This is a genomic window from Micromonospora sp. MGP-C2 (genome assembly GCF_057766525.1).
Genome location: NZ_JBYMEN010000002.1, coordinates 2,144,200 through 2,169,977, shown reverse-complemented (window position 1 = coordinate 2,169,977; position 25,778 = coordinate 2,144,200). Strand labels below are relative to the sequence as shown.

The 25,778-nt window shown below is 72.5% G+C and carries 21 protein-coding genes and 2 pseudogenes; 11 read left to right on the top strand and 12 right to left on the bottom strand.

Annotated elements, in window-relative coordinates; translation table 11 throughout:
* Positions 1-213: 213 nt before the first annotated feature.
* A complete protein-coding gene (locus AC3CF1_RS09465) occupies positions 214-2,001 on the bottom strand; it encodes a right-handed parallel beta-helix repeat-containing protein (RefSeq protein WP_488450121.1) in 1,788 nt (595 codons plus the stop codon).
* A 339-nt stretch (positions 2,002-2,340) separates the two neighbouring features.
* Here AC3CF1_RS09465 and AC3CF1_RS09460 point away from each other — a divergent pair, with 339 nt between their 5' ends.
* On the top strand, positions 2,341-2,580 hold the full coding sequence (locus AC3CF1_RS09460; protein WP_488450120.1) for a hypothetical protein: 240 nt from the start codon (positions 2,341-2,343) through the stop codon (positions 2,578-2,580).
* 30 nt (positions 2,581-2,610) lie between these two features.
* Here the strand turns inward: AC3CF1_RS09460 and AC3CF1_RS09455 are convergent.
* Positions 2,611-4,092, bottom strand: a pseudogene (locus AC3CF1_RS09455) (aminopeptidase P family protein).
* A 128-nt stretch (positions 4,093-4,220) separates the two neighbouring features.
* Between AC3CF1_RS09455 and asnB the strand changes: the two are divergent.
* The gene (asnB, locus tag AC3CF1_RS09450; RefSeq protein WP_088951893.1) at positions 4,221-6,182 is read left to right on the top strand and encodes an asparagine synthase (glutamine-hydrolyzing); all 1,962 of its coding nucleotides are present in this window, start codon (positions 4,221-4,223) and stop codon (positions 6,180-6,182) included.
* Between the two features lie 98 nt (positions 6,183-6,280).
* Here the strand turns inward: asnB and AC3CF1_RS09445 are convergent, their stop codons facing one another.
* Positions 6,281-7,375 carry a lytic polysaccharide monooxygenase gene (locus AC3CF1_RS09445; protein ID WP_488450118.1) on the bottom strand — a complete coding sequence of 365 codons (1,095 nt, stop codon included), beginning with the start codon at positions 7,373-7,375 and terminating at the stop codon, positions 6,281-6,283.
* A gap of 333 nt (positions 7,376-7,708) precedes the next feature.
* On the opposite strand from AC3CF1_RS09445, the gene AC3CF1_RS09440 reads away from it, so the two are divergent.
* Positions 7,709-8,947, top strand: a complete 1,239-nt coding sequence (locus tag AC3CF1_RS09440; RefSeq protein WP_488450116.1) for an XdhC family protein — start codon at positions 7,709-7,711, stop codon at positions 8,945-8,947.
* A gap of 113 nt (positions 8,948-9,060) precedes the next feature.
* A pseudogene (locus AC3CF1_RS09435) lies at positions 9,061-10,016 on the top strand (PfkB family carbohydrate kinase).
* Position 10,017: 1 nt separating this feature from the next.
* On the opposite strand, the gene AC3CF1_RS09430 reads toward AC3CF1_RS09435, so the two are convergent.
* On the bottom strand, positions 10,018-10,848 hold the full coding sequence (locus AC3CF1_RS09430; RefSeq protein ID WP_088949191.1) for an MBL fold metallo-hydrolase: 831 nt from the start codon (positions 10,846-10,848) through the stop codon (positions 10,018-10,020).
* Positions 10,845-11,249, bottom strand: a complete 405-nt coding sequence (locus AC3CF1_RS09425; RefSeq protein ID WP_088949190.1) for a thioesterase family protein — start codon at positions 11,247-11,249, stop codon at positions 10,845-10,847. Before AC3CF1_RS09425 ends, AC3CF1_RS09430 begins: the two co-directional genes overlap by 4 nt.
* Positions 11,250-11,410: 161 nt before the next feature.
* Here AC3CF1_RS09425 and AC3CF1_RS09420 point away from each other — a divergent pair, with 161 nt between their 5' ends.
* Positions 11,411-12,490 (top strand): phosphatase PAP2 family protein, encoded by a 1,080-nt coding sequence (locus AC3CF1_RS09420; protein ID WP_231927095.1) that lies wholly within the window; start codon positions 11,411-11,413, stop codon positions 12,488-12,490.
* 140 nt (positions 12,491-12,630) lie between these two features.
* Here the strand turns inward: AC3CF1_RS09420 and AC3CF1_RS09415 are convergent, their stop codons facing one another.
* From AC3CF1_RS09415 to AC3CF1_RS09405, 3 genes are all read right to left on the bottom strand, one after another.
* Complete coding sequence (locus tag AC3CF1_RS09415) at positions 12,631-14,112, bottom strand: PH domain-containing protein (protein ID WP_435794884.1); 1,482 nt, start codon at positions 14,110-14,112, stop codon at positions 12,631-12,633.
* Positions 14,113-14,215: 103 nt separating this feature from the next.
* Positions 14,216-14,770 (bottom strand): PH domain-containing protein, encoded by a 555-nt coding sequence (locus AC3CF1_RS09410; RefSeq protein ID WP_488452058.1) that lies wholly within the window; start codon positions 14,768-14,770, stop codon positions 14,216-14,218.
* A 224-nt stretch (positions 14,771-14,994) separates the two neighbouring features.
* A complete protein-coding gene (locus AC3CF1_RS09405; RefSeq protein ID WP_354983804.1) occupies positions 14,995-15,225 on the bottom strand; it encodes a hypothetical protein in 231 nt (76 codons plus the stop codon).
* A 240-nt stretch (positions 15,226-15,465) separates the two neighbouring features.
* Between AC3CF1_RS09405 and AC3CF1_RS09400 the strand changes: the two genes are divergently transcribed.
* From AC3CF1_RS09400 to AC3CF1_RS09390, 3 genes are read left to right on the top strand one after another with little or no spacing between them, the layout of a single operon-like run.
* Positions 15,466-16,572 carry an AAA family ATPase gene (locus tag AC3CF1_RS09400; RefSeq protein WP_141910392.1) on the top strand — a complete coding sequence of 369 codons (1,107 nt, stop codon included), beginning with the start codon at positions 15,466-15,468 and terminating at the stop codon, positions 16,570-16,572.
* Entirely contained in the window at positions 16,551-17,552 is a 1,002-nt protein-coding gene (locus tag AC3CF1_RS09395) for a DUF58 domain-containing protein (RefSeq protein ID WP_354983818.1), read from the top strand. Before AC3CF1_RS09400 ends, AC3CF1_RS09395 begins: the two co-directional genes overlap by 22 nt.
* Positions 17,549-18,499, top strand: a complete 951-nt coding sequence (locus AC3CF1_RS09390) for a VWA domain-containing protein (protein ID WP_088949185.1) — start codon at positions 17,549-17,551, stop codon at positions 18,497-18,499. Before AC3CF1_RS09395 ends, AC3CF1_RS09390 begins: the two co-directional genes overlap by 4 nt.
* A gap of 358 nt (positions 18,500-18,857) precedes the next feature.
* Here AC3CF1_RS09390 and AC3CF1_RS09385 read toward each other — a convergent pair whose 3' ends face one another.
* The 4 genes from AC3CF1_RS09385 to AC3CF1_RS09370 all read right to left on the bottom strand — a co-directional run bounded on the left by AC3CF1_RS09385 (position 18,858) and on the right by AC3CF1_RS09370 (position 22,971).
* Positions 18,858-20,090: an acyltransferase family protein gene (locus AC3CF1_RS09385; RefSeq protein ID WP_357966009.1), complete on the bottom strand. Its 1,233-nt coding sequence runs from the start codon at positions 20,088-20,090 to the stop codon at positions 18,858-18,860.
* On the bottom strand, positions 20,087-20,983 hold the full coding sequence (locus AC3CF1_RS09380; RefSeq protein WP_488450115.1) for an alpha/beta hydrolase: 897 nt from the start codon (positions 20,981-20,983) through the stop codon (positions 20,087-20,089). Before AC3CF1_RS09380 ends, AC3CF1_RS09385 begins: the two co-directional genes overlap by 4 nt.
* Positions 20,984-21,082: 99 nt before the next feature.
* Entirely contained in the window at positions 21,083-21,745 is a 663-nt protein-coding gene (locus AC3CF1_RS09375) for a response regulator (RefSeq protein WP_088949182.1), read from the bottom strand.
* Positions 21,742-22,971 carry a sensor histidine kinase gene (locus AC3CF1_RS09370; RefSeq protein ID WP_488450114.1) on the bottom strand — a complete coding sequence of 410 codons (1,230 nt, stop codon included), beginning with the start codon at positions 22,969-22,971 and terminating at the stop codon, positions 21,742-21,744. Before AC3CF1_RS09370 ends, AC3CF1_RS09375 begins: the two co-directional genes overlap by 4 nt.
* Before the next feature lie 154 nt (positions 22,972-23,125).
* Between AC3CF1_RS09370 and fabG the strand changes: the two genes are divergently transcribed.
* The 3 genes from fabG (at position 23,126) to AC3CF1_RS09355 (ending at position 25,775) form a co-directional block, all read left to right on the top strand.
* Positions 23,126-23,830, top strand: coding sequence for a 3-oxoacyl-ACP reductase FabG (gene fabG / locus AC3CF1_RS09365; RefSeq protein WP_355163401.1), 705 nt, complete (start codon positions 23,126-23,128; stop codon positions 23,828-23,830).
* 36 nt (positions 23,831-23,866) lie between these two features.
* Entirely contained in the window at positions 23,867-24,634 is a 768-nt protein-coding gene (gene fabI / locus AC3CF1_RS09360) for an enoyl-ACP reductase FabI (protein ID WP_088949179.1), read from the top strand.
* Between the two features lie 112 nt (positions 24,635-24,746).
* Positions 24,747-25,775 carry a ferrochelatase gene (locus AC3CF1_RS09355; RefSeq protein ID WP_210794325.1) on the top strand — a complete coding sequence of 343 codons (1,029 nt, stop codon included), beginning with the start codon at positions 24,747-24,749 and terminating at the stop codon, positions 25,773-25,775.
* Positions 25,776-25,778: the final 3 nt, after the last annotated feature.

Below are 25,778 nucleotides of genomic sequence, written 5' to 3'. Positions count from 1 at the left end.
CACCGTATGAGAAGGTTCCTCGCCTCGCGGGCTTATCCGAAAGAAGCCCACATTCGGTTCATGTTGCATCCGGAAAGGCCGGGACACCCCGCCGTGCCCACTGCCGCCCAGGACGGCCGTAGACCCCTCTTGACCTGCCAAACGGGTACGCCCCTCCGAGCCGGTGACGGCGCGGAGAGGCGTACCTCTTCTATGTGGTTCAGCCCCACCCGATCAGGCGAAGCAGTCCGCAACGTTGAAGCAGTTGGTCGGGCGGTTGGCAGTGACCGCCGACTCGTCGTCCAGCGTCACCGTGCCGCCGAGGCTGTTGAAGATTCCCCCCGGCGGGAGGGTGGAGAAGTTGTGCGCCACCTTCGTCCGGCGGAGCGTCACCTCGCCCCCCTCGGTGTTGAAGATGCCGCCGCCGCGGGCGAACGGACCGACGGCCCGGTTGCCCACCACCTCGCTGTCGCGCAGCGTGGTGACGCTGTCGTCGTTGAAGAGGCCGCCGCCGGAGAAGCCCGCAGTGTTGTCCTTGATCCTGCTGTTCTCGACTGTCGCGACGCTGTCGGAGGTCACCGCCAGGCCGCCACCGTCGCGAGCGGCGGTGTTCTTGGCCACCGTGGCGTCCTTGAGGGTGAGCTGGCTGTCCGCCACCGCGACGCCACCACCGTCGAGCACTGCGGTGTTGTCACTGACCGTCGTCTGGTGCAGCGTCGTGGTGCCCCCGACATCCAGCACGCCGCCGCCGAAGCCGAGCGTCTCGTTGTCGGTGATCTCGCTCTTGTAGACCCAGACCGAGCCACCGTCGACGCTGTCGGTGAAGATCCCGGCCGCGCCGTTGGCGATACCGCCGCCGCCGATGATCCCGGTGTTGTCGTTGACCTTCGACTCGTCGACCTGGAGCACCCCGACGTTGAAGATGCCGCCGCCGAAGAAGAAGGCGGTGTTGTGCGCCACTGTCGTCTTGCTGAGCCTGGTGCTGCCGAAGTTGGCCAGGCCGCCGCCGTTGCCGCCGGACTGGTTGTAGAGCAACTCGCTGTCCAGGATCTCCGCGCGGCCACCGGGCTGCACCAGCACCCCGGCTCCGTCGGTGAACCCGGGCTGCTCGACCAGCGGCACCGCGGTCCCGGCACCCGCCGGCTTCGCCTCCGCGGCGATCGGCTTGGCGGCCGTCGCCTTCGCCGTCGCTTTCGCTGCGGGCTTGGCCGCTGCCGGCTTCGCTACCGCTGTCGCTGCGGGCTTGGCTCCGGCCTTGGCCGCCGTTGTGGCTGCCGGCTTCGCCGCCGTTGTGGCTGCCGGCTTCGCTGCCGGGTCGGACACGGTGGACCGGTCCAGGGTCGAGTACGGCGCCCAGACCGTCGCGGGGTCGGCGGCCATCGAGGACTGAAGGGTCTGACCACCCCTGATGCTCAGACCCTTGAGGGTGAGGTGCCCCCCGGGGCCGACGTTGAGGATCCGGAAGTAATCAGCCGTGGCCTCACGGCCGATGGTGGTGTGCTCGCCCTTCAGGGTGATGGGCTGGGTGATCACCGGCAGGCCGTTGCCGTCCTGGTTGCGGGTCAGGGTGTAGGTGCAGCCCTTGGCCAGCTCCAGTACACCGCCATCTTCGTTGTTCGCGAACGTGATGGCCTGGATCAGCTTGTCCGTGTCGCACGGGACCTGCTTGGTGCGGTCCTTCTCGTCGCGCTTGTCGTCCTGGCGCTTGTCGTCCTTGCCGGACCGGTCGTCGAAGCCGCTCCAGTCGTCGCCGCTCCACTCGTCGTCCCGAGCGTCGGCTTCCTTGGCGCCGCCTTCGTCCGCGCCACCAGCGTCACTGACGTTCTGCCGGTTGGTCGACGGCTGCGCGTCGGAGACCTGGTCGGATTTGGGCTTGTCATCCCTGGCGGCCACGCCGCCGAGGGCCGCCAGACCGACCACACCGGTCAGCCCGGCCACGCCGGCGACCCACAGCGCCCGCCGTCGTCGTGTCGGCGGAGCTGTCGAGGCCCCGCCGTCGGTACTCGTTACGTCGTTGGACATCAGAGCCTTCCGCCCTTTCCTGCTACCAGACGGGGTCGCACCGCCTGAGGCGCCACGACCAGCTACAAATCGGTTGCAGCCTCTGATCCCCACCGTATGAGAACCATCTTCGCGATGCGGACGTATCCGAGATAACCCCGCATTCGGCGCAGGTCGGATGACGGCGGGCAAGCGGTCCGGGTTGGTGAAAAGGGTGTGAGCAGCGCAAACGCCGACTCGGGCGGGTGAATGTCACCGCCGTCGCGGGAAGGGACGTTGCTGACCTGGCCTACGTGCCGCCCGCCGTCCATACGGCAGGCGCGCCGAGGGGTTGATCCACTCGGGTTCACGGAAGACGCGGTGTCCGTGCGCCCTGGACAGCCCGGTTTCCGTGAAGGCGAGTCGATCACGAGAGGTGAGTCTGGGTCGGGCGGCGCCGGGACCGGCGCACGGCCCGGGCCGGAGGGCCTGGTCGACAACGGCACACCGGCGCCGCCGGGCCTGGTCGGCAACGGCACACCGGCGCGGCCGGGCCTGGTCGACAACGGCACACCGGCGCCGCCGGGCCGTTGGTCGGCTGGCGGCGACGCCGGTGCGTGAGGGCTGGTGCGGTGAGGGCTGGTGCGGCGGTCAGCCGGGCAGGCGGGGGCCCGCCTCGCGCTGCTCGGCCAGCCAGGTCTCCACCTCGTCGGAGGTGCGCGGCAGCCCGGCGGAGAGGTTCACCGCGCCGGTCGCCGTGACCAGAACGTCGTCCTCGATCCGGATGCCCACGCCGCGCAGCTCGGCGGGGACCAGCTCGTCCTCCGGCTGGAAGTACAGCCCCGGCTCGACGGTGAGGACGTAGCCCTCGCCGAGCGCGCCGTCGCGGTATGTCTCCTTGCGGGCGTTCGAGCAGTCGTGCACGTCGATGCCGAGCATGTGGCCGAAGCCGTGCAGCGTCCACCGCCGGTAGACCGTCGACTTCTCGTCCATCGCCTCGTCCACGCTCACCGGCAGCAGACCCAGCTCGGACAGGCCCTCGGCGAGCACCCGCATGCAGGTCAGGTGGACGTCCTTGAACTTCACCCCGGGGCGGATGGCCTCGATGCCGGCCTGCTGCGAGGCGTACACGATGTCGTAGACCTGGCGTTGCAGGGCGGTGAACCGCCCGTTCACCGGCAGCACCCGGGTCACGTCGGCGGTGTAGAGGTTTCGGCCTTCGACGCCCATGTCCATCAGCAGCAGGTCACCCGGTCGGGTGGCGCCGTGGTTGTGCACCCAGTGCAGGATCGTGGCGTGCTCGCCGGCGCCGACGATCGAGCTGTACCCGACGTCGTTGCCGTCGTGCCGGGCCCGCAGCGCGAAGACACCTTCCAGGAGCCGCTCGGAGACCGCGCGGTCCGCCGGGAGGATCCGAGCGACGTCCTCGAAGCCGCGTACGGTGGCGTCGATCGCGTCCTGGAGTTGGCTGATCTCCCACTCGTCCTTGACCAGCTTCATCTCCGAGATGGCGATCGCCAGCTCCCGGTCGCGGGCCGGCTGCCCCTGGGCGCGTGGGCCGTCGTAGGCACGGACGGCCGCGTCCACCTGGGCGTCGTAGCCGCGCAACACCCGGGTACGCCCCGGCGCCAGGTCGGCGAGAGTCGCCTCCAGGCCGGTCAGGTCGGCGGTGGGCAGGCCCAGCTCGGTCGACTTCTCGCTGCAGCGTGTGCCGCCGGCCCACCCACAGCTCGCCGTTGCGGCTGCGGAAGAACTCGTCGGTCTCCCGGGACGACCGGGGCCGCATGTACAGCGTCGCGTCGTGCCCTGAGCCGTTCGGGCGCAGCACCAGCACGCTGTCGGCGTCGTGGTCGCCGGTCAGGTAGGCGAAGTCACTGCCCGGCCGGAACGGGTGGTCGGTGTCGTTGGCCCGGACCTTCTCGGTGCCGGTGGGGATGACCAGTGTCTCGCCGGGGAAGGCCGCGGAGAGCGCGGCACGCCTCTTGGCGTAGTTGGGCGTCTCCGGCCGGGCGCCACGGGGAGCGCGGTGTCGCTCCAGCCCTGCCGCATGAAGGACAGGAAGGCCTCCGGGAAGTCCGGATCGTGCGATTCCGTGCCGTCCGTCGGCGTACCGTCGGTTTGTCCCTCGGTCATTGCGCCGCTCCCTCCGCTTCGTTGCTGATCCCGACGGTACCGCGCGCCCGGTTCGTGGCGACGCCCCCGGCGGGCGGATCGACGGACGGCTGCGACGGGCCGACAGCGCGCGTGGAAAGATGACCACCATGTGCGGACTTCTGGCCTTCTTCAGCGCGAACGGTAACGCCGCCGCGCATCGCGACCACATCGCCGGAGCGTTGGAATGCCTGCACCACCGCGGCCCCGACGAGACCGGGGTCGAGGTGGTCGGCGACGCTTCCGGCCGGTACGCGGACGGCGTGTTCGCCCACAAGCGGCTGGCCATCATCGACGTCGCGTCGAGTCACGAGCCGCTGCCCTACGCGAACGGCCGTTACCTGCTCACCTTCAACGGTGAGATCTACAACTACATCGAGCTGCGCGAGGAGTTGATCAGGAACTTCGGCGCGCAGTTCGCCACCGCCGGCGACGGCGAGGTGATCGTGGCGGGCTACCACTTCTGGGGCGAGCAGGTGCTCACCCGGCTGCGGGGGATGTTCGCCTTCGTCATCTGGGACCGGCAGGAGCGGCGCGCGTTCGGTGCCCGCGACTACTTCGGCATCAAGCCCATGCACTACCTGGAGACCGCCGACGGCCTCTACCTGGCGTCGGAGAAGAAGGCGCTGCTGCCGTTCGCGCACAGCAACTACCAGGGCGACGCGGGCGTCGACACGGCCAACCTGAGCCACTACCTGACGCTGCAGTACGTCCCGGAGCCCGGCACCCTGCACAAGGGCATCAGCCGGATCGGCTCGGGGGAATACCTGAACTGGACGCCGGGTGGGCGCATCGACGTGCGTAGGTGGTACAGGCCGGTGTTCCGGCCGGCGCCGGTCGACGACGAGCAGAAGCTCTACCACGAGATCCGGGAGACGCTGCGGGAGAGCGTGCGCATGCACATGCGCTCCGACGTGCCGGTCGGCTCGTTCCTGTCCAGTGGCATCGACTCGACAGCGGTGGTGGCGCTGGCCCGGGAGTTCAACCCGAACATCCTCACGTTCACCGTCGGCTACGACGTACCGGGATATTCGGAGATCGACGTCGCCCAGGAGTCGGCGCGGCACCTGGACGTCACCACCATCCCCACCAAGATCGGTCCGCAGGACATGATCGACGCGCTGCCGAAGATCGTCTGGCACCTGGACGACCCGGTGGCCGACCCGGCGTTGGTGCCGCTCTACTTCGTGGCGAAGAAGGCCGCCGAGCACGTCACTGTGGTGCTCTCCGGTGAGGGCGCCGACGAGTTCTTCGGCGGCTACACGATCTACCGCGAGCCGCTGTCGCTGGGGACCGTCAACGGCCTGCCCGGCGGGGTGCAGAAGGGCCTGCGCGCGGTCTCCAAGGCGATCCCGCAGGGCGTCAAGGGCAAGAGCTTCCTGGAGCGTGGCACCACCCCGATCGAGGAGCGCTACTACGGCAACGCCCGGATGTTCACCGAGGAGGAGAAGCAGCACCTGATGCGCCGCTACGACCCCTCGGTGCGCTACACCGACGTCACCGCCCCGATCTACGCCGAGTGCACCGAGCTGGACGACGTCACCAAGATGCAGTACGTCGACCTCTACACCTGGCTGCGCGGCGACATCCTGGTCAAGGCCGACCGGATCTCGATGTCGCACTCGCTGGAGGTGCGGGTGCCGTTCCTCGACCGCGAGGTGTTCGACGTCGCGGCGAAGATCCCGGTGGACCTGAAGCTGCCGCCGCGCTCCGACGCGACGAAGTACGCGATGCGCCAGGCGTTGCAGGGTGTCGTGCCGCCGGCCATCGTCAACCGCAAGAAGCTGGGCTTCCCGACCCCGACCCGGGTCTGGCTGCGCGGCGAGATGTACGAGTGGGCCCGGCACGTGCTGAGCACCTCGGGCGCGGGCGACCTGCTCGACCTGTCGTACGCGCTGCGGTTGCTCGACGAGCACAAGCGGGAGGAGGCCGACCACTCCCGCAAGGTGTGGACGGTGCTGATCTTCTGCATCTGGCACGCGATCTTCGTGGCGAAGACCCTCGACCCGGGCATCCAGCGAAACCAGTCCGCCCTGCTCACGAAGCCGGTGGTGGGCTCCATGGTCCGCTGACCCTGGCCCGACCCTGTTGATCAAGAGGTTTGCGTCATCCGGAGCGGTTCCGGTGACGCAAACCTCTTGATCATTTCAGGGGGTGGTGGTGGTAGTGGTTAGCGGCGGGCGCAGGTGACTGTGGGGAGGCCGTTCGTTCCTGTGGTGCTGCCCAGGAAGCCGAACGTCGTGGTGCCTTCCGGTGCGACAGTGCCGTTGTAGGCCACATTTGTCGCCGTCACCGACGAGCCGGACGACGTTTGTGTCGCGCCCCAGATCTGGCTGATCGACTGCCCGTTGGGCCAGGTCCAGCTCGCGGTCCAGCCGTTGAACGGCGTACTGCCGTGGTTCATGATCGTGACTTCACCCTGGAAGCCACCCTGCCAGGCGCTGCTCACCTTGTAGACGGCCATGCAGTCGCCACCCGCCGGCGGCGGGGTGGTCGTCGGCGGCGGGTCGGTCGGCCCGGGCGTCGGGGTGGTCGGCGTCGGGGTCGGCGTCGAGCCGCCGCCCTTCACGCCGGTCACCTGGCCGTTGCCGCCGTCGAAGACGACGTCGGAGCAACCGAAGAAGTTCTCCTGCGAGTCCGAGCGGACCCAGCGGGAGTAGATGATGTGCTGGCCGCTCTTGCCCGACGGCAGGTTGCCGCTGAAGTAGTAGTGCCCCTCGTTGGTGCCGACCGACCCGCGCTGCGGCGGATTGGTCACCGTGAGGAACGGCTCCTCCAGGTCACTCCAGGCCAGCGCCCGGGTCGGACTCCAGCTGTTCTTGGTCACGTAGAAGTAGAACGTGCCCGGGTGGTGTGCCCAGTTGCTGTAGCGGAAGTCCAACCGTGCCCCGGAGGTCAGGTGGGTCAGCGGCCAGTCGGTGCGGGCCAGGTCGAAGCCGCGGTAACCGGAGTTGCCGCCGCTGCAGAGCTGCCCGTCCGGGATGAAGCCGGTGGTCCGGCCACCGGCGTCGGAGCGCAGCACGCTGAACCAGTTGTAGAGCGAGTTCGCCCCGCTCTGCGCCACGGCAGCGGAACACGCGGGGTTGGTCGGCGTGATCTGACCGGTCGAGCTGAGGCCGTCCTGCCAGCACAGGTAGGTCCGGCTGCCCGGGGTCATCGCCGTGCCGTGCGCGGCGGCCGGTTGTGGACTGGACGCCAGGGCGACGGCGCCCAGCGCGAGGGTCAGGGCCGCGGTGAGCAGTGCGGCCGTACGGGAACGGTTCACGGGTTCTCCTGACTCGCGAGGCGCGCAGCCCAGGCCGCCCCGCCGAAATCGGGTGGGATGTGGCGTGATCGCACCGCTGTCGCGCGCGGTGCGACGGTCACGGCGACCTGCCCCGGCGGGAATCGGCCGGTGGACGTGCGCCGTCGACGGTCCTGTCCTGGACCGTTGCCCTCGCGTCTGACGAACCCGGCAACCGGTGGTGCCGCAGCCCTCGCACCGCCCGGTACGCGTCATCCCATCACGCCCCGCCGCCACAATGCAATAGTCGTTCCTCGATGCATCAAAAGACCCGTCGGCGGTCGGTGCACGCCATATCCTGCGTACGGAAACGACGTGACGGAGAGGCGGCAGCAGGTGCCGGACGTGTTCGACGAGGCACACCGCCGTTGCCACGCCGGCGAGCTGTTCGCCCTGGCCACCGTCGTGGCCACCTGGCACTCCGCGCCGCAGCCGCCCGGCGCGACCATGCTGGTCGCGGCCGACGGCACTGTCACCGGCAGCGTGTCCGGCGGCTGCGTCGAGGCGGATCTCTACGAACGGGCCCGCCGGGTGCTCGCCACCGGAGCACCCGAGCTGATCCGGTACGGAATCAGCGACGACGACGCGTACGCGGTGGGCCTGACCTGCGGCGGTGTCCTCGACGTGTTCGTGGAGCGCGTCGACCCCGGTGCCCTGCCCGGGCTGGACGCGGTCGCCGCCGCCCGCCGGGCCGCCCAACCGGCGGCGGTGGTCACCTGCGTGGCGGCCGATGCCGACGACGCACCAAACGATGCCGGCAACTCACCGCCCGATGCCGGCAACTCACCGGCCGATGCCGACAACTCGCCGGGCACGCCGCCGACCGATCCGGCCCGGCGACTTGGCCGGCGGCTGGTGCTGACCGGCGGCCAGCGCCCGATCGGTTCGCTCGGCGACGATCGGCTCGACGACGCCGCCAGCGCGGACGCCCTCGGACTGCTCGCCGCCGGGCACAGCGGGATGCTCCGGTACGGATACTCCGGGCAGCGCCGGGGCTCCGGCGTCAGCCTCTTCGTGACCGCGTACGCCACCCCGCCTCGGATGATCGTCTTCGGGGCCATCGACTTCGCCGCCGCCGTCGCCCGGATCGGCGCGTTCCTCGGCTACCGGGTCACCGTCTGCGACGCCCGGCCGGTCTTCACCACCGTGCGACGCTTCCCCGAGGCGGACGAGGTGGTGGTGCAGTGGCCGCACCGCTACCTGCGTACCGAGATGGACGCCGGTCGGGTCGATGAACGGACGGTGGTGTGCGTGCTCACCCACGACCCGAGGTTCGACGTGCCGCTGCTGGAGTTGGCGCTGCGCCACCCGCTGGCGTACGTCGGCGCGATGGGTTCGCGGCGCACCCACGACGACCGGCTCAAGCTGCTGGGCGAGGCAGGGCTCACCGAGGCGCAGCTCGCCCGGCTCGCCTCGCCGATCGGGTTGGACCTCGGTGGTCGTACACCCGAGGAGACCGCGGTGAGTGTGGCCGCGCAGATCGTCGCGGCCCGGTGGGGCGGCACCGGCCGCCCACTGGCGGCGCTCGACGGGCCGATCCACCGGCCGGGGTAGCCGTTGCGTCGCCTTCGCCGCCCGCCGGGTGGCCCGCTGTGCCAGCCTGATGCCACGGCGGTCGGCCCGGCCGACGACGCCCGGTGGCGGTTGGCGACGACGAGAGGATCGGCATGGGATACGCGGTGGTGCTCGGCGAGGCGCTCGTCGACCTGCTCGACAGCGAGTATGACGGGGAGCGCGTCTACCGGCAGGCGATCGGCGGTGGGCCGCTCAACGTCGCAGTGGGCGTGGCCCGCCTCGGTGGCGCGGCGCAGTTCGTCGGCTCGCTCGGCGACGACGTGCTGGGCGGTCGGATCCGCACCTTCCTGAGCGCTGTCGACGTCGGGGTGGCCGGCGCGGTCACGGTGGCGGCGCCGACCACTCTCGCGGTGGTCACGTACGCCGGACCGGAACCCGACTTCCGCTTCTACGGCGAGCCGGTCTCCTACGGTCTGCTCGGCCCCGACGACCTGGATCTCGCGCAGTTGGAGGGCGCGGACGTGCTCTACTGCGGCTCCATCGTGCTGCTGCAACCCCGCACGCTCGCCGCCGCCCGACACGCCTGGTCACTCGCCACCGGTCTGCGGGTCCTCGACCCGAACGTGCGTCCCCGGCTGTTGGACGGGCCGGCCGCGCTGGAAGGGTTGCGCGAGGTGGTGGCCGAGTTCGCCGCCGGCGCGCACCTGGTCAAGCTGAGCGCCGCCGACGCCGGGCTGCTCTACCCGGGTGAACCGGTCGAGGGGGTGGCGGCGTACCTGCGTGAGTTGGGTGCCGCCACGGTGGTGGTGACCCTCGGCGCGGCCGGTGCGGTGCTGGCCGCCGCCGACGCCGACCCGGTGAGGGTGCCGGCCCCCAAGGTCGACGCGATCGACGCCACCGGTGCCGGTGACTCGGTCATGGCCGCGCTGATCGCCGACCTGCTCGTCGGCGGCGAACCGGACTCCCGGCAGGCTGGGTCGAGCGGGTCGCGTTCGCGCTGCGGGTGGCGGGCCTGGTCTGCGAATCACCCGGCGGCGCCACCGCCATGCCCACCCGCGCCGACGTCGAACGCCGCTTCCCGAGCCAGGCCTCGCCGTCGGTTTTTTGAGCTAGGCCTCGCCGTCGAGCTCGCGGTAGCCGCGCCGGGCGGCGATCAGGGCGGCGCGCGCACCGAAGGGAGCCTCGGCGGCCACCCGCTCCGGAGGCGCGCTGCCGGTGTGCGCGGCCCGGATCAGCCAGGCCAGCTTCGCCAGCTCGGCGTGCTGGGCGCGGACGAAATCGACGTCCACCGGGTCGCCGTGGCCCGGCACCACCACCGTGCGCGCGGTCGTCAGCCGCAGCAGGTCCGCGACCGCGTCCGGCCACCGCAGAGGGTACGAGTCCTCGAAGGCGGGCGGGCCACTCTGCTCCACCAGATCCCCGGCGATCAACACATCGGCGTCCGGCACGTGCACCACCAGGTCGGCCTCGGTGTGCCCCCGCCCCGGGTGCCGCAGCAGCACCCGCCGGCCACCCAGGTCGAGTGCCGTCTCCGTCTGCACGGTGTGCGTCGGGGCGAGCAGCGGGGTGTCGGCCAGCTCGGCGGCGAGCGCCGGGTGCTCCGTGCGCACCTCTTCGTACGCCTCCCGGCGCAGCCGCTCCGGGTCCTGGCGCAGGGCCGCGGCGGCCAACTCGTGCGCGTAAACCGGACGGGGTGGGTCGCCGGCCAGGACGGCGTTGCCGAAGCAGTGGTCGTAGTGGTGGTGGGTGTTGACCAGCGTCAACGGGCGGTCGGTGACCGCCCGGACGGCGGCGGCCAGGTCGGTGGCCTGGGCGGCCGACGACAAAGTGTCCACCAGGAGGGCCTCGTCATCGCCCACGACCAGGGTGACGTTGACCCGCAGCAGCGGCTCGGCCAGCACGTGCACCCGGTCGGCGACCTCGACGAAACCGGCGTTCACGACGCACGCCCGGCGCGCTCGACGAAACGTTGCCGGTCCACCATGATCCGGTCCACCCGGCCCCGGGCCACCGTCTGGTCGCCGTCGCTGACCGTGACCTCGAACGACAGCCGGCGACCGTCGACGGTCGCCAACAGCGCCTGCGCCCGGACCGTCCGGCCGACCACGGTCGGCGCCAGGTGCTCCAGCTCGACCCGGGTGCCCACTGTCGTCGACCCGGGCGGCATCTCGACAGCTGTCGCCGCGACGGTGGCCGCCTCGGCCAGCGCGAGCACCCGGGGAGTGCCCAGCACCGGTACGTCCCCGGAACCGACCGCCTGGGCGGTGTCCGCGTCGGTGACGGTCAACTCGACCTGGGCGGTCAGACCCGGCGCGAAGGCCGGCTCGGGCTGCTCCTGCATGGTCGTCAGCCTAGGTGCTCGCCGAGCCCGCCGAGCACCCGCCCGGGGATCCCGCCGGGCCCCTGCCCGGGCATCCGGCGTCGACCGCCACCCACCTGTGCACGGCTTCGCCGGGTGGTCCCCGTCGGTCGATGCCGCGACCGTCGTTAACCTTGACGACGATGGCCGTCGTGACTGACCCCCAGCCCCCCGCCCGGACCGACCCGCCCGCGTCCCCGGACGGGGGCCGTCGTCGTGTCGTCGCGATGACCGTCTGGGCGGTCACCTTCGTGGCCGCGTGGCTGGCCATCGGGCTGCCCACCGACCCCGCGTACGCCTTCGTCTGGATCTGGCTCGCGACCATCGCCTGGAACAGCGACCGGCCGTGGCGCAGTCACCTGCGCTTCGCCCGGGACTGGGTGCCGGTGGTGCTGCTGTTCGTCGTGTACAACCTGTCACGCGGGTTCGCCGACAACGGCGCCACCCCGCACGCGATGGAGCTGATCGTCGCCGACCGGTTCATGTTCGGCTGGGCCACCGGCGGCGAGGTGCCGACCGTCTGGTTGCAGCAGCACCTCTACCACCCGCAGGTGCACTGGTGGGACGTCGCGGCGAGCTGGGTGTACTTCTCGCACTTCGTGGTGGCGTTGGCCGCCGCCGCGGTGCTCTGGCTACGCGACCGGCACCGCTGGGCCGCGTACATGCGGCGTTGGGGCTTTCTCTGCGCCGCCGGCCTGGTCACCTACTTCATCTACCCGGCCGCCCCGCCGTGGTGGGCAGCACAGAACGGGCTGCTCACCGAGGTCGCCCGGATCTCCACCCGGGGCTGGAAGGCGTTCGGCATGCACGGCGCCGGCAACGTCCTCAACGCCGGTCAGATCGCCTCCAACCCGGTCGCCGCGATGCCGTCGCTGCACACCGCCTGGGCGCTGTTCGTGGTGCTGTTCTTCCTGACCAGCACCCGCCGTCGCTGGTGGCCGCTGCTCCTCGCGTACCCGCTGGCGATGACCTTCACCCTGGTCTACTCGGGTGAGCACTACGTGATCGACGTGCTGGTCGGCTGGGCGTACGTGGGGCTGACCTTCCTGGTGGTCGGTCTGGCCGAGCGCGGCTGGGCCGCGTGGCGCATCCGCCACCCGAAGGCCGGACCCCCACCGCCCCGCACGGAACCACCAAGGCAGGCCACCGCCCCCGACGACGACGCCGAACACCCACCCACCACCCAGCGCCCCCCACGCGAACCCACAAAGACCGACCACTGACCCACCCCGGCCCGCCCCGGGGTCGGCGCACGGCCCCGCCAGCTCCCGTCGATCATGAAGTTAGCGCCCGCCGCCACGGCGTGTCGCGGCTATAACTTCATGATCAACCGAGGTGGGGCGGGGGGTGGAGTGCGGGGGGGTTAGGTGGGGTTGCGGGCCTGGTGGGCTCTTGTGGTCAGGTCTGCGGCCAGGGCCCAGGCCTCTGCCAGGTCACGGTCCTGGGCGGTGGCACCGGAACCGCCCGCGGTGTCGGCGTGCACGGAGGCCAACCCGAGTCGGCGTTGGATCGGCCCCTGGACCACCCGCACGCTCTGGATGCGGGCGTACGGCACGATCACCACCTGCCGGGTCAGCCGCCCGGAACGGGTGACGAAGACCTCTTCGAAGAGCCCCGCGCCGAACGCGCGACGGCCCAGCGGGTGCAGCCACCGGGTCCGGGTCGGGGGAGGGCTCAGCGCCAGCGCGTCGAGGCGTACCCCCGGAAGCACCTCGGCGACGATCATCGTCGCGGTCGGCAGGTCACCGACCGGCAGCAGCCGGTCGGGCCGGTTGCGGTCGTCGGCCTCCGCGACGGAGTAGCCGGCCACCTCCAGGCGCAGCCGCAGCCAGCCCTTCATCCGCCAGAGCAGCGGCCAGGTGGCCCGCACGGTCTGCACCCGCGCCAGCGGCACGGTCTGCGCCCGCGTCTCCAGCAGGCCGTTGTGCACCCGCAGCGTGCCGCCGTCGCGGGCCAGCCGGAAGTTCCAGTCGTCGAGCACCCGCCGCACCGGTTGCAGCAGCACGCCGGCCATCGCGGTCAGCGTGCTCGCCACCGCGACGAACGACCACGACCCCGCGGTGAGGAACTGCACCACGACGAAGGCCACACCGAACGGGAGCAGGAACGCCTGCGGGGTGAGCAGTTGGCTGATCAGCAGACTCTGGTTGCGTACCGCGTGCAGTGGCCGGCCCGGCGCGGCCGCCGTCGTCGGCGCCGCCCCCGGGAGCACCGCGGCGCCCGCGTGCTCCGGGGCGGGTGCCTGCGCGACCCTCCCGGCCAGTGCCAGCAGCCGCTCGCGCAGCCGGGCCGCGTCGGCCACCCCGAGGTACGCCAGCGGCGCCTCGGTCTTGCCCCCGCCGACCACCTCCAGGCGCAGCTCGGCCAGACCGGTGAGCTGGGCGAGCAGCGGTCGGACCACCTCCACGGCCTGCAGTCGCTCCAACGGGATGGCCCGGGTACGCCGCCAGAGCAGCCCCTCGTACACCCTTAGTTCGCGGCCGACCACGTGGTAGCCGGTGTTGTACCAGCTCACCACCGACAGCACTGTCGCGCCGAGAGCCAGCACCGCCACCATGGCGGCGAACCAGCCGAAGCCCACCCGGGACAGCGTCGACCAGGACAGCCCGGCGATCACCACGACCAGTGACTTGGCACCGTGCAGGACCGGGCTGAGCGGGTGCAGTCGCTGCCGGGGCTCACCCTCGGCACCGCCGGCCGGTGCCGGCCACGGCGCGGGCGCCCCCGGCGGCATCGACCCGGGCGGTGCCGCGCCAGTAGTTGGCGCGCCAGCGGGCAGCACCGGGCCCGGTGGCGTCGGGCCGGTGGGTGGCACGGTGCTCGGCTCGGCGGGCCCGTCACTCATCGGAGCGGCCCTCGGCGCGGTCGGCGGCTGCGGGCGCGCGCGCTCACAGGGTCGCCTTTCGTTCGCGACTGCGGGGCTCGCAACCCCGGCTCACTCCTCGCGCTCACAGGCCCTCGGCCCGGTCCTCGCCGAGCGCGGTGAGCCGGTCGCGCAGCCGGGACGCCTCCGCCGGGCGCAGCCCGGGCACCCGGGCGTCGCTCGCCGCCGCAGCGGTGTGCAGTTGCACGGTGGCCATGTCGAAGGCGCGTTCCAACGGCCCGGCGCTGACGTCGACGAACTGCATCCGCGAGTACGGGACGATGGAGAGCCGCCGGACCAGCAGCCCGTGCCGGACCAGCAGGTCGTTCTCCCGCTCGGCGTACCCCCAGGCTCGCACCGCCCGGACGATCGCGATGGCCCGCCACACGCCGAGCAGCACGACGACGGCGACGGCGAGCCCGAACAGCCAGTGGCCGCTCAACGCCCAGCCCACCGCCGTCACCGCCAGCCCGATGGCGACCACGACCCCCAGCCGGATCAGCTCCACCCAGATCAGGTCGGTGCAGATCGGCTGCCAGTTGACCGTGTCCGGCCAGGGCTCCAGCGGCCCTCGCCCCACCGGCGCGCCAGTGGACAGCGGGCCGGAGAGGGCGGGTGGTAGGAGGCCGGGCGCCGGCAGGTCCGGCGCGCGCTGGTCGGCGGCGGGCGCCGGCCGGTGGTCGGGTGGTGGCAGCGCCTCCGGTGGCAGTGGGGCGGGCCAGGAGACGTCGGGCGCGGCGGGCTCCGGGCCGAGCGTGCCGGGTGCGGGGAACGCACCGGGCGGCGGCTCGACGCCGGGTGCGGGGGCCGGGGTGGGCGGCCAGGACGGGGAGGTGGGGCCGGGGGAAGCCGGTGGGTCGCCGCTCACACGTCGAGCGTAGGGGATCCGGGCACCGGAGTGACGGCACGCAGGAAGCCGCGAGCCTCAAGGAAGCCCTTGAGAGTGCTCCGGTGCTCGTCGCAGGCCAGCCAGGTCTTGCGCCGATCGGCGTCGTGCAGCCGCGGATTGTTCCACTCAAGGGCCCAGACGGCAGCGGCGCGGCAGCCCCGGGCCGAGCAGACCAGGGCCTCGTCGGCGGGGGAGGGGATGCTCATCCCGGCCAGTCTAGGGCGGCGGGAGAGAAAGTTTGAGCGCCGGGCGACCACGGGGGGAGCCGCCCGGCGACGGGGTGAATCGTACACGCGGCGGGCCGGTCCGTGCACACCCGCGACGCACGATTCGGCCGCCGGGGACGGCGCGGCAGAAATCGGCTTCTCCCCACCTCGACACTCAGCAAGGCGTGCGAGTCTTGATACCGCACGAGCCGCGACGACGACCAACGCTGTGGAGGACCGGTGGCCCAGCCGACCATGCCCGACGCCCCGACGCCGAACGGGGCGGCACCGCAGCCGCCTGCGCCGGTGACCACGCCCGCGCAGGACGCCACCCTGTTGGAGAAGGCGCTGTTCGAGATCAAACGCGTGATCGTCGGGCAGGACCGCATGGTGGAGCGGATGTTCGTCGCGCTGCTCGCCCGGGGTCACTGCCTGATCGAAGGGGTGCCCGGGGTCGCCAAGACGCTCGCCGTGGAGACTCTCGCCAAGGTCGTCGGCGGGTCCTTCGCCCGGGTGCAGTTCACCCCGGACCTGGTGCCGGCCGACATCATGGGCACCCGGATCTACCGGCAGTCGAGTGAGAAGTTCGACGTCGAGCTGGGCCCGGTCTTCGTCAACTTCCTGCTCGCCGACGAGATCAACCGCGCTCCGGCGAAGGTGCAGTCGGCGCTGCTGGAGGTGATGAGCGAGCGGCAGGTGTCCATCGGCGGGGAGACCCACCGGGTGCCCGACCCGTTCCTGGTGATGGCCACCCAGAACCCGATCGAGCAGGAGGGCGTCTATCCGCTGCCGGAGGCGCAGCGGGACCGGTTCCTCATGAAGATCGTGGTGGGCTATCCGACTGACGCGGAGGAACGGGAGATCGTCTACCGGATGGGCGTGTCCCCGCCGGAGCCGACCGCGGTGTTCGACACCCCCGAGCTGATCGCCCTGCAACGCAAGGCGGACCAGGTCTTCGTGCACAACGCCCTGGTCGACTACGCGGTCCGGTTGGTGTTGGCCACCCGCGCCCCGGCCGAGCACGGGATGCCCGACGTCGCGCAACTGATCCAGTACGGGGCCAGCCCGCGCGCCTCACTGGGCCTGGTCCGGGCCACCCGCGCCCTGGCGCTGCTGCGGGGACGCGACTACGCCCTGCCCCAGGACGTGCAGGACATCGCCCCGGACATCCTGCGGCACAGGTTGGTGCTCAGCTACGACGCGCTCGCCGACGACGTGCCCGCCGACCACATCGTGCACCGGGTGATGTCGACGATCCCTCTCCCGGCCGTCGCTCCCCGCCAGCAGGCCACCCCGTCGTCGACCGCGCCGCCGCCGGGCGCTGGCTGGCCCGGGCAGCGGCCGTGACCTCACCCACCCCTCGTCCCGCCCCCCTCGCCGACCGCAGCGAGGCCGTGCTGTCCCGGCTGCAACTGCTCGTCACCCGCAAGCTCGACGGTCTGCTCCAGGGCGACTACGCCGGCCTGCTGCCCGGACCGGGCAGCGAGGCGGGGGAGTCACGGGAGTACCGCCCCGGCGACGACGTGCGCCGGATGGACTGGCCGGTCACCGCACGCACCACGACTCCGCACGTCCGGCGTACGGTCGCCGACCGGGAGCTGGAGACCTGGCTGGCCCTCGACCTGTCCGCCAGCCTGGACTTCGGCACAGGGCAGTGGCTCAAGCGCGAGGTGGTGGTCGCCGCCGCGGCCGCCATCACCCACCTGACGGTGCGCGGCGGCAACCGGATCGGCGCCGTCATCGGCACCGGCGGCGGCGCGTCCGCCCCGGCCCGACGCTGGCGGGGCACGACGCCACCGGCCGGGCCCGGAGTGCTCACCCGCCTGCCGGCCCGTTCCGGTCGCAAGGAGGCACAGGGCCTGTTGCGTACGGTCGCCGGCACCACCATCCAGCCCGGTCGTGGTGATCTGGGCGCCCTGATCGAGATGCTCAACCGTCCGCCCCGTCGACGCGGGGTGGCCGTGGTGGTGTCGGACTTCCTCTCACCGGCCGAGCAGTGGGCCCGTCCGTTGCGCAAGCTCCGGGTCCGCCACGACGTGCTGGCGATCGAGGTGATCGACCCTCGGGAGCTGGAGTTGCCCGACGTGGGCGTGCTGCCGGTGGTCGACCCGGAGACCGGCGAGCTGCACGAGGTGCAGACCGCCGACCCTCGACTGCGGCAGCGCTACGCTGATGCCGCCGCCGCCCAACGGGCCACGATCGCCGCCGCACTGCGCGGCGCTGGCGCGGCCCACCTGCGTCTGCGTACCGACCGAGACTGGCTGCTGGACATGGTGCGATTCGTGGCCGCGCAGCGGCACGCCCGCACCCGGGGGACGACACGATGATCCGTTTCATGCAACCGTGGTGGCTGCTGGCTGTGCTGCCGGTGTTCGCGCTCGCCGCGTTCTACATCTGGCGGCAGCTGCACCGCCGGGCGTACGCGATGCGGTTCACCAACGTGGACCTGCTGCGTACGGTGGCACCGAAGGGGCTCGGCTGGCGACGGCACGTCCCGGCGACCGCGTTCCTGCTCTGCCTGCTGGTGCTGGCCACCGCGCTGGCCCGGCCGGCGGTGGACACCAAGGAGCCGCTGGAGCGGGCCACGGTGATGCTCGCCATCGACGTGTCGTTGTCGATGCAGGCCGACGACGTGGCGCCGAACCGGTTGGAGGCGGCCCAGGAGGCGGCCAAGCAGTTCGTCGGTGAGCTGCCGGAGAGCTACAACCTGGGCCTCGTGTCGTTCGCCAAGGCGGCCAACGTGCTGGTGCCCCCGGGCAAGGACCGGGACGCGGTGACCAGTGCCATCGACGGGCTGGTGCTGGCCGAGGCGACCGCGACCGGCGAGGCGGTGTTCACCTGCCTGGAGGCGATCCGGTCGGTGCCGGCCGACGGCGCGGCGGGCATCCCACCGGCACGGATCGTGCTGCTCTCCGACGGTTTCCGCACCTCCGGTCGCGCGGTGGAGGAGGCAGCGGCCGCCGCCCAGGCGGCCAACGTCCCGGTCTCCACCATCGCCTTCGGCACCGACACGGGCCAGGTCGACATCGGCGGGCAGTTGCAGCGGGTGCCGGTGGACCGGATGGCGCTCGCCGAGCTTGCCGAGACCACCGAGGGCTACTTCTACGAGGCGGCCTCGGTGAGCGAGCTGAAGCAGGTCTATCAGGACATGGGCAGCTCGATCGGGTTCCGCACCGAGCCGCGTGAGGTGACCCAGTGGTACGCGGGGTTCGCGCTGCTGTTGGCGCTCTGCGCGGGCGCGCTCAGCCTGCTGTGGTCGTCCCGGATGCTCTGAACGACGGGCCGGCGGTGGTCAGCGACCGCCGCCGGCACCAGCACGGGGCAGCTCCAGCCGTCGCCGATCCGGAGCGGTCAGTGACCGCCACCGGCGAGCACGAAGACGATGGCCACCCAGACGGCGGCGAGGGTGAAGCCCAGTGGGGCGACGTAGCGGCTCATGGACGGCTCCGGGTGGCGGCTGGACGGTCCGCGTGCGGGGGCGGACCGCAGGGGGTGGGGACGCGCACACGAAGTCGTGACCGGGCGGCTCCCGGCGACCGTCGGCGAATCGGACGGCGCGGCACACGCGCCTCGGCGTCGGCCGAAGCGGTGGGGGAGCGGAGCTGGGTCAGCTCACCAGACTGAGTCGTGGCTCAGCGGGGCTGACCATCGGCCCGGCCACGACTGGGAGGATCGCTATCTCGCACAGCGATCACCTCCTGCAGGTCGGGCGGGCCGGAACGTCGATGATCGTACACCCGCGGTGTCGGCCGGACGCACTCGGCCGACCGGCCGGCGACCCCTCCACCGCCCGGGTGGCGCCGCGCCCGCGGCTGGCCGGTCCGCACCACCGTGACCAGCACCGCAGCCAGCAGCGGCAGCCAGCAGAGCCGCGCCAGCACCCAGCCCGGGCCGTCCGGAGGGGTGTGCAGACCCGGCAGGGTCAGCCCGCTGCGGGCGGTGAGCGCGGTCACCGCCACCAGCACCGGCTGATGCCACAGATAGATCCGGACCGCCTGCCGGTTCACCTCGGTCGCCGCCCGGCCAGGAAGTGGCCGGTCCAGCAGCCGTTCCAGCGCCGGCCGGGCGAGCAGCCCCAGCCCGACCTGGGTGACCGCCAGCGCCACTGCCAGCAGCGACGGCGGGTTCAGGTTGGACACACCGGCCCCGGGCACGCCGACCGCGCTCACCGGGTAGCCCAGCGCCAGCAGCGCCCCCAGCGCGACGGCTCCGCCGCCCGCCACCATGCCCGCGGCCCGCCGCCCGTCCAGCTGCCCGTCGGCGTGCGCCACGCCCAGCAGGTACGGCACCGCCCAGGCCGCCAGCACGGTGACCGGTGGCACGTCGGTGCCGGCCGGAAGCAGGCGGACGGCGAGGTCGACAGCCGCGACCGCGGCCACCGCCGGCGCGACGCACCGGGCCACACCCCAGCGGCGTACGGCGGCGCGCAGTGGGCTGGTCACCGCGACCAGGAACACCAACGGCACCAGGAACCACAGTGGACTGATCGCCAGCCGCAACGCCACGGTGAGCGTGTCGTCCGGGGTGCCGGCGACGGTGGCGGCGAGCAGCACGGCGGCGCCCACCCCCAGCAGCGCCACAGTGGGCAGGAGCAGCCGACGCAGCCGACGGGCCAGCCAACCGCCCGCGCCTCCCCGGTGGTGCGCGAGCGACCGGGTCGAGCCGAACCCGGCGGTGAAGAAGAACAATCCGAGCGTCTGCAACGCCCAGGTCAGCGGTGCCAGACCGGGCAGGGCGGTCAGCGGGCTGGCCTGGTGCAGCCCACCGTCGCCGGTCAGCACCAGCCCGGTGACCAGCCAGTGCCCCAGCACCACCCCGCCGATGGCGTACGCCCGCAACGCGTCGACGGCTCGGTCCCGGCTCATCGGGCGTCCCCGACGCCGACGCCGCCCAGCACCACCGCCGCCACCGCGACCAGCGCGGCGCTGCCCGGCACCAGGTAGCCGTCGTGCCCGTCCACCCCACCCGCCGGTAGGGGGCGGGCACCGAACGCCGGGTCGCCGGGGCGACGGCCGAAGCCCAGGCCGAGCAGTCGCACCGACGGCACCCGACGAACCCAGTCGCTGGGCGCCTCGGCCGCCCAGAACCGCCGCCCGCCAGGCAGGTCGTCGGCGCGCTGCACCCCGGCGCCCACGCCACCGAGGCTGACCACGTCGGTGATCTGGGCCGGAGCGTCCGCCGCTGCCAGCGACACCACCAACGCCCCGTAGCTGTGCCCGACGAGCGTGATCGTCGCCGCCGGACGCCGTGCGGCCAGCTCCCGCAGCAGCGTGGCCAGCCCGTCCGCGCCGCGCCGGGCGCTGACGCCACCGGCTGCGGTCAGCACCCCGTCGGGCGGGTCGTAGCCGAGCCAGGCCAGCACCGCGACCCGCGCCGCCGGCTCGGTCGCCCGCAGCTCCTGGTAGAGCTGCCCGGCCTGCACCGCTGGCGCCCGACGGGCTACCCCGCCCAACCCCCTGTCGAAGTCGGCCAGGGTGCTCCCCACCCCCGGCACCAGCACCGCGATCCGGTCCGCGCCGGCCAGGTCGCCGAGCACCTCGACCGCACGGCCGTCGCCGCGTGGGTCGAACGTCAGGAACCGGCGTCCGTCGGCCGCCCAGTCCGCGTACGGCGGCCCGGCCGCGCGCATCGCCGCCGCCATGACCGGGTACGCCTCGACGAACCCCGCCGTAGCAACCGGCTCGGGTCGGGTCGGCAGGACCAGGTTCACGCCGAGCAGCGCGGCCACCGCCACCCGACTGGCACGTCGTCGTCGCATCACGTTCTCCCTCCGGAATGTCGTACGGAGGGAGAGTGCGCGGGTGGGTGGGGCTCGGTCGTCGTCCCGGGGAGCCGTCTGCGGGCTGGCTCCGCGGGGCTACTCGCCGGCGGCTACCAGACCCGTCTCGTACGCCAGCACCACGGCCTGGGCACGGTCGCGCAGCCCCAGCTTGGCCAGGATCCGCCCGATGTGCGTCTTCACTGTCTGCTCGGCCACCACCAGGTCAGCGGCGATCTCCGCGTTGTTGCGACCCCGCGCGATCAACCGCAGCACCTCGGTCTCCCGTGGGGTGAGCCCGGCCAGGTCGGTGGGGCGCGGACGGTGGCGGTCCGGGCGGGCGGCGAACTCGGCGATCAGCCGGCGGGTCACCGCGGGGGCGAGCAGCGCGTCCCCGGCCGCCACGACCCGCACCGCCTGCACCAGATCGGCCGCCGGCGCGTCCTTGAGCAGGAAGCCGCTGGCCCCGGCGCGCAGCGCCTCGTACACATAGTCGTCCAGGTCGAAGGTGGTGAGGATGAGCACCCGGGGCCGTTGCGCCGAACGGTCACCGAGCAGCTTGCGGGTGGCCTCCAGCCCGTCCATGACCGGCATCCGCACGTCCATCAGCACCACGTCCGGGTCGAGCCGGCGGGCGGCGGCCACGGCCTGCGCGCCGTCGGCGGCGTCACCCACCACCAGCAGGTCCGGTTGGGCGGCGAGCAGCGCGCCGAAGCCCTGCCGGACCATCGCCTGGTCGTCGGCGATCAGCACCTTGATCACGCGTCCCCGCCCTCCGCGTCGTACGGCAGCTCGGCCGCCACCGCGTAACCCCCGTCGGGCAGCGGCCCGGCGGTGAACGTACCGCCCAGCGAGGTGGCCCGTTCCCGCATGCCGGTCAGCCCGTGCCCGGGGCCGCCGTCGGCGGTCGGTCGGGCGTCGGCCGGGGAGTTCTCGACGCGTACCTCCAGACCGGAGCGACCGGCGCGGACGGTGACCCGCACCGCGGCGCCGCTTGCGTGCCGGGCCGCGTTGGCGAGGCCTTCCTGCACGATGCGGTACGCGGCCAGCCCGACCGGCGCGGGCACCTGCCCGTCGTGCACCTGCCCGGCGTCCAGTGTCACCGGCAGCCCGGCCCGGCGTGCCGCGTCCACCATGGCGTCCAGGTCGGCCAGGTCCGGCTGCGGTGCGGTCTGCGGCCCGGACGACTCGCTGCGCAACACACCCAGCAACCGTCGCATGTCGGTCAGCGCGTCGCGGGCCGAGGCGGCGATGGCGACGAACTCCGCGGCGGCCGGCGCGGGCACGTCCGTCAGCCGGTACGGAGCGGTCTCCGCCTGCACCGCGATCAGCGACATGTGGTGGGCCACCACGTCGTGCATCTCCCGGGCGATCCGGGTGCGTTCCTCCAGCACCGCGCGGCGCTCCTGCTCCCGCTCGCTCTGCTCGGTCTGCGCCGCCAGGGCGTGCCGGGACAACCGGTTGCGTCGGATCAGGTCGCCGACGATCGCCAGGGCGCCGAGCAGGAGCAGGACGGGCACCCGGTTGTCCGGGTCGACCAGGCCGAGCACCGGCACCGTGCTGATCGCCACCACCCAGACCAGCACCGGCCGGTCGACCCGTGCGACGACCACCGCCAGCACCGCGATCGACCCGAGCGCCAGCGGCGGGGTCCACGGCCAGGCCTGGTCGGCCGGCGCGTTGAACGTGCAGATCGACAGGGCCAGCACGGTCAGTCGCCAGGCCAGCAGCGGACGCCGGGGCAACGCCAGCAGCGGCGCCACGGTCATCGCCGCGAACAGCAGCGCGATCGGCGTCGACAGGCCCCACTCGCTCTCCACCGTCAGCGTGATCAGGAAGAGGCCGAGCACGGCGAGCAACCCGACCGGGGTGGCGTACGGGGCCACCAGCGGCCAGCGGGCCAGCAGCGGCCGTTCGGCCGGGGCGTCCGGGCCCAGCAGGGTCTGCCGCAGGGCCCGCAGGGCCACGGCGATCGGATGCCGGTTCACCACCGGAAGGCTACGGTTCGGCTGCCTCCAGGGCGTGCCACCAGGGGTTGATCCCGGTGTCGTACCCCGGTGTGACGCGACTCCCGTTAGCGCTTACCTGCCGGTAACGCCTAGGCTCCGACGCGTCCGTGCTGACCATTCGCAAGGGGGAACAGTGGCCCGTACCGTGCTGGTGACCGGGGGCAACCGGGGAATCGGCCTGGCCATCGCGCAGGCCTTCGCCAAGCAGGGCGACCGGGTGGCGGTCACCCACCGCAGCGGCGACGCCCCCGACGGGCTGTTCGGCGTACGCGCCGACGTCACCGACGCCGCCTCCATCGACGCCGCGTTCACCGCCGTCGAGGCCGAGCTGGGGCCGGTTGAGGTGCTGGTCGCCAACGCCGGCATGACCGCCGACACGCTGCTGCTGCGGATGACCGAGGAGCAGTTCACCGACGTGGTGGACACCAACCTCACTGGCGCGTTCCGGGTCGCCAAGCGGGCCTCCGGCAAGATGCTCCGCGCCAAGTGGGGCCGCATGATCTTCATCTCCTCGGTGGTCGGCCTTGCCGGCGGCGCCGGGCAGGTCAACTACGCCGCCAGCAAGGCCGGTCTGGTCGGCGTGGCCCGCTCGATCACCCGGGAGCTGGGCAGCCGCAACATCACCGCGAACGTGGTGGCGCCCGGCTTCATCGACACGGACATGACCGCGGGTCTGTCCGACGACCGCAAGGCGGAGATCCGCAAGTCGATCCCGGCCGGCCGGATGGCCAGCCCGGACGAGGTCGCCGGGGTGGTCACCTGGCTGGCCTCGGACAGCGCCGGGTACGTCTCCGGCGCCGTCATCCCGGTCGACGGCGGCCTCGGCATGGGCCACTGATCAGCGCTTCTCGACAACGTACGGAGGAAACCCTGCATGTCCGGACTGCTCGCCGGTAAGCGGCTGCTCGTCACCGGTGTCATCACCGACGCCTCGATCGCCTTCTCGGTGGCGAAGCTCGCCCAGGAGAACGGCGCGCAGGTCGTGCTCACCGGCTACGGCCGGCTTTCCCTGGTCGAGCGGATCGCCAAGCGGCTGCCCGAGCCCGCCCCGGTCATCGAGGTGGACGTCACCAACACCGAGCACCTGGCCGGCCTCGCCGACCGGGTACGCGAGCACGTCGACGGCCTCGACGGTGTGGTGCACTCGATCGGCTTCGCCCCGCAGAGCTGCCTCGGCGGCGGCTTCCTCGACGCTCCGTGGGAGGACGTGGCGACCGCCCTGCACGTCTCCACCTTCTCGTACAAGTCGCTGGCCATGGCCGCGCTGCCGCTGATGTCGCCCGGCGGCGCGGTGGTCGGTCTGACCTTCGACGCGACGAAGGCGTGGCCGGTCTACGACTGGATGGGCGTGGCCAAGGCCGGCCTGGAGTCGGCGTCGCGCTACCTGGCCATGCACCTGGGCAAGCAGGGCATCCGCAGCAACCTGGTCGCCGCCGGACCGCTGCGGACCATCGCCGCCAAGTCGATCCCCGGCTTCGACCAGTTCGAGGACGCCTGGGCCGAGCGGGCCCCGCTGGGCTGGAGCCTCACCGACCAGGAGCCCGCCGCCAAGGCCTGCCTGGCGCTGCTCTCCGACTGGTTCCCGGCCACCACCGGCGAGATCGTCCACGTCGACGGCGGCTACCACGCCATCGGCTCCTGACGATCCCTCGCGCTTCTCCCCGGCGACGCTCCCGACAGCCGTTCGCGTGATCTGCGCGGCCGGACCAGGGGGCGTCGCCGGGCGGTCCAGGTCGAGGGGCGAGAATGACCCCATGTCCTACGACGCGGTGGTGCTGGTGTCCTTCGGTGGGCCGGAGCGGCCCGAGGACGTGATGCCGTTCCTGCAGAACGTGACCCGCGGCCGAGGCGTGCCGCCCGAGCGCCTGGCCGAGGTCGCCGAGCACTACCAGCACTTCGGTGGGGTGTCGCCGATCAACCAGCAGTGCCGTGACCTGCTGGCCGCCGTCCGCGCCGACTTCGCCGCGCACGGTCTCGACCTGCCCGTCTACTGGGGCAACCGCAACTGGGACCCGATGCTCGCCGACACGGTGACCCAGATGCGCGACGACGGGGTCACCCGGGCGCTGGCCTTCGTCACCAGCGCGTACGGCGGGTACTCCTCCTGCCGGCAGTACCAGGAGGACATCGCCGCCGCCCGGGCCGCAGTCGGCGCGGACGCGCCGGTGATCGAGAAGCTGCGCCAGTTCTGGGACCACCCCGGCTTCGTCGAGCCGCACACCGACGCGGTCCGGGCGGCCGTGGGCCAGCTCGACCCGGCGAAGCGGGACACCACTCGGCTGGTCTTCACCGCCCACTCCATCCCCAGCTCGATGGCGGCCAACGCCGGCCCGCACGGCGGCCGGTACGAGGCGCAGCTGCGCGAGACCGCCCGGCTCGTCGCCGCTGCCGCCGCGCCCGAGCTGGAGTACGACCTGGTCTGGCAGAGCCGCTCCGGCCCCCCGCAGGTGCCGTGGCTGGAACCGGACATCAACGACCACCTGGCCACCCTCGCCCAGAGCGGCACCACCAGCGTGGTGGTCAGCCCGATCGGGTTCGTCTCCGATCACCTGGAGGTCGTGTGGGACCTGGACACCGAGGCACTGGAGACGGCCAAGCAGCTCGGCCTGGACTTCGTCCGGGCCGACACCCCCGGCACCGACCCGCGTTTCGTGACCATGGTGCGTGAGCTGGTCACCGAACGGACGGACCCGGACGGTGCGCAGCTGCGCCGCCGCCTGGGCGAGCTGCCGATGTGGGACACCTGCGCCACCGTCTGTTGCGTGCCGACCCGCCGCCCCTGACCT

Coding starts and splice junctions, on each gene's coding strand:
- AC3CF1_RS09465 (WP_488450121.1), bottom strand. CDS start 2,001: ATGTCCAACGACGTAACGAGTACCGACGGCGGGGCCTCGACAGCTCCG.
- asnB (WP_088951893.1), top strand. CDS start 4,221: ATGTGCGGACTTCTGGCCTTCTTCAGCGCGAACGGTAACGCCGCCGCG.
- AC3CF1_RS09425 (WP_088949190.1), bottom strand. CDS start 11,249: ATGCAGGAGCAGCCCGAGCCGGCCTTCGCGCCGGGTCTGACCGCCCAG.
- AC3CF1_RS09420 (WP_231927095.1), top strand. CDS start 11,411: ATGGCCGTCGTGACTGACCCCCAGCCCCCCGCCCGGACCGACCCGCCC.
- AC3CF1_RS09415 (WP_435794884.1), bottom strand. CDS start 14,112: ATGAGTGACGGGCCCGCCGAGCCGAGCACCGTGCCACCCACCGGCCCG.
- AC3CF1_RS09405 (WP_354983804.1), bottom strand. CDS start 15,225: ATGAGCATCCCCTCCCCCGCCGACGAGGCCCTGGTCTGCTCGGCCCGG.
- AC3CF1_RS09390 (WP_088949185.1), top strand. CDS start 17,549: ATGATCCGTTTCATGCAACCGTGGTGGCTGCTGGCTGTGCTGCCGGTG.
- AC3CF1_RS09385 (WP_357966009.1), bottom strand. CDS start 20,090: ATGAGCCGGGACCGAGCCGTCGACGCGTTGCGGGCGTACGCCATCGGC.
- AC3CF1_RS09380 (WP_488450115.1), bottom strand. CDS start 20,983: ATGCGACGACGACGTGCCAGTCGGGTGGCGGTGGCCGCGCTGCTCGGC.
- fabI (WP_088949179.1), top strand. CDS start 23,867: ATGTCCGGACTGCTCGCCGGTAAGCGGCTGCTCGTCACCGGTGTCATC.
- AC3CF1_RS09355 (WP_210794325.1), top strand. CDS start 24,747: ATGTCCTACGACGCGGTGGTGCTGGTGTCCTTCGGTGGGCCGGAGCGG.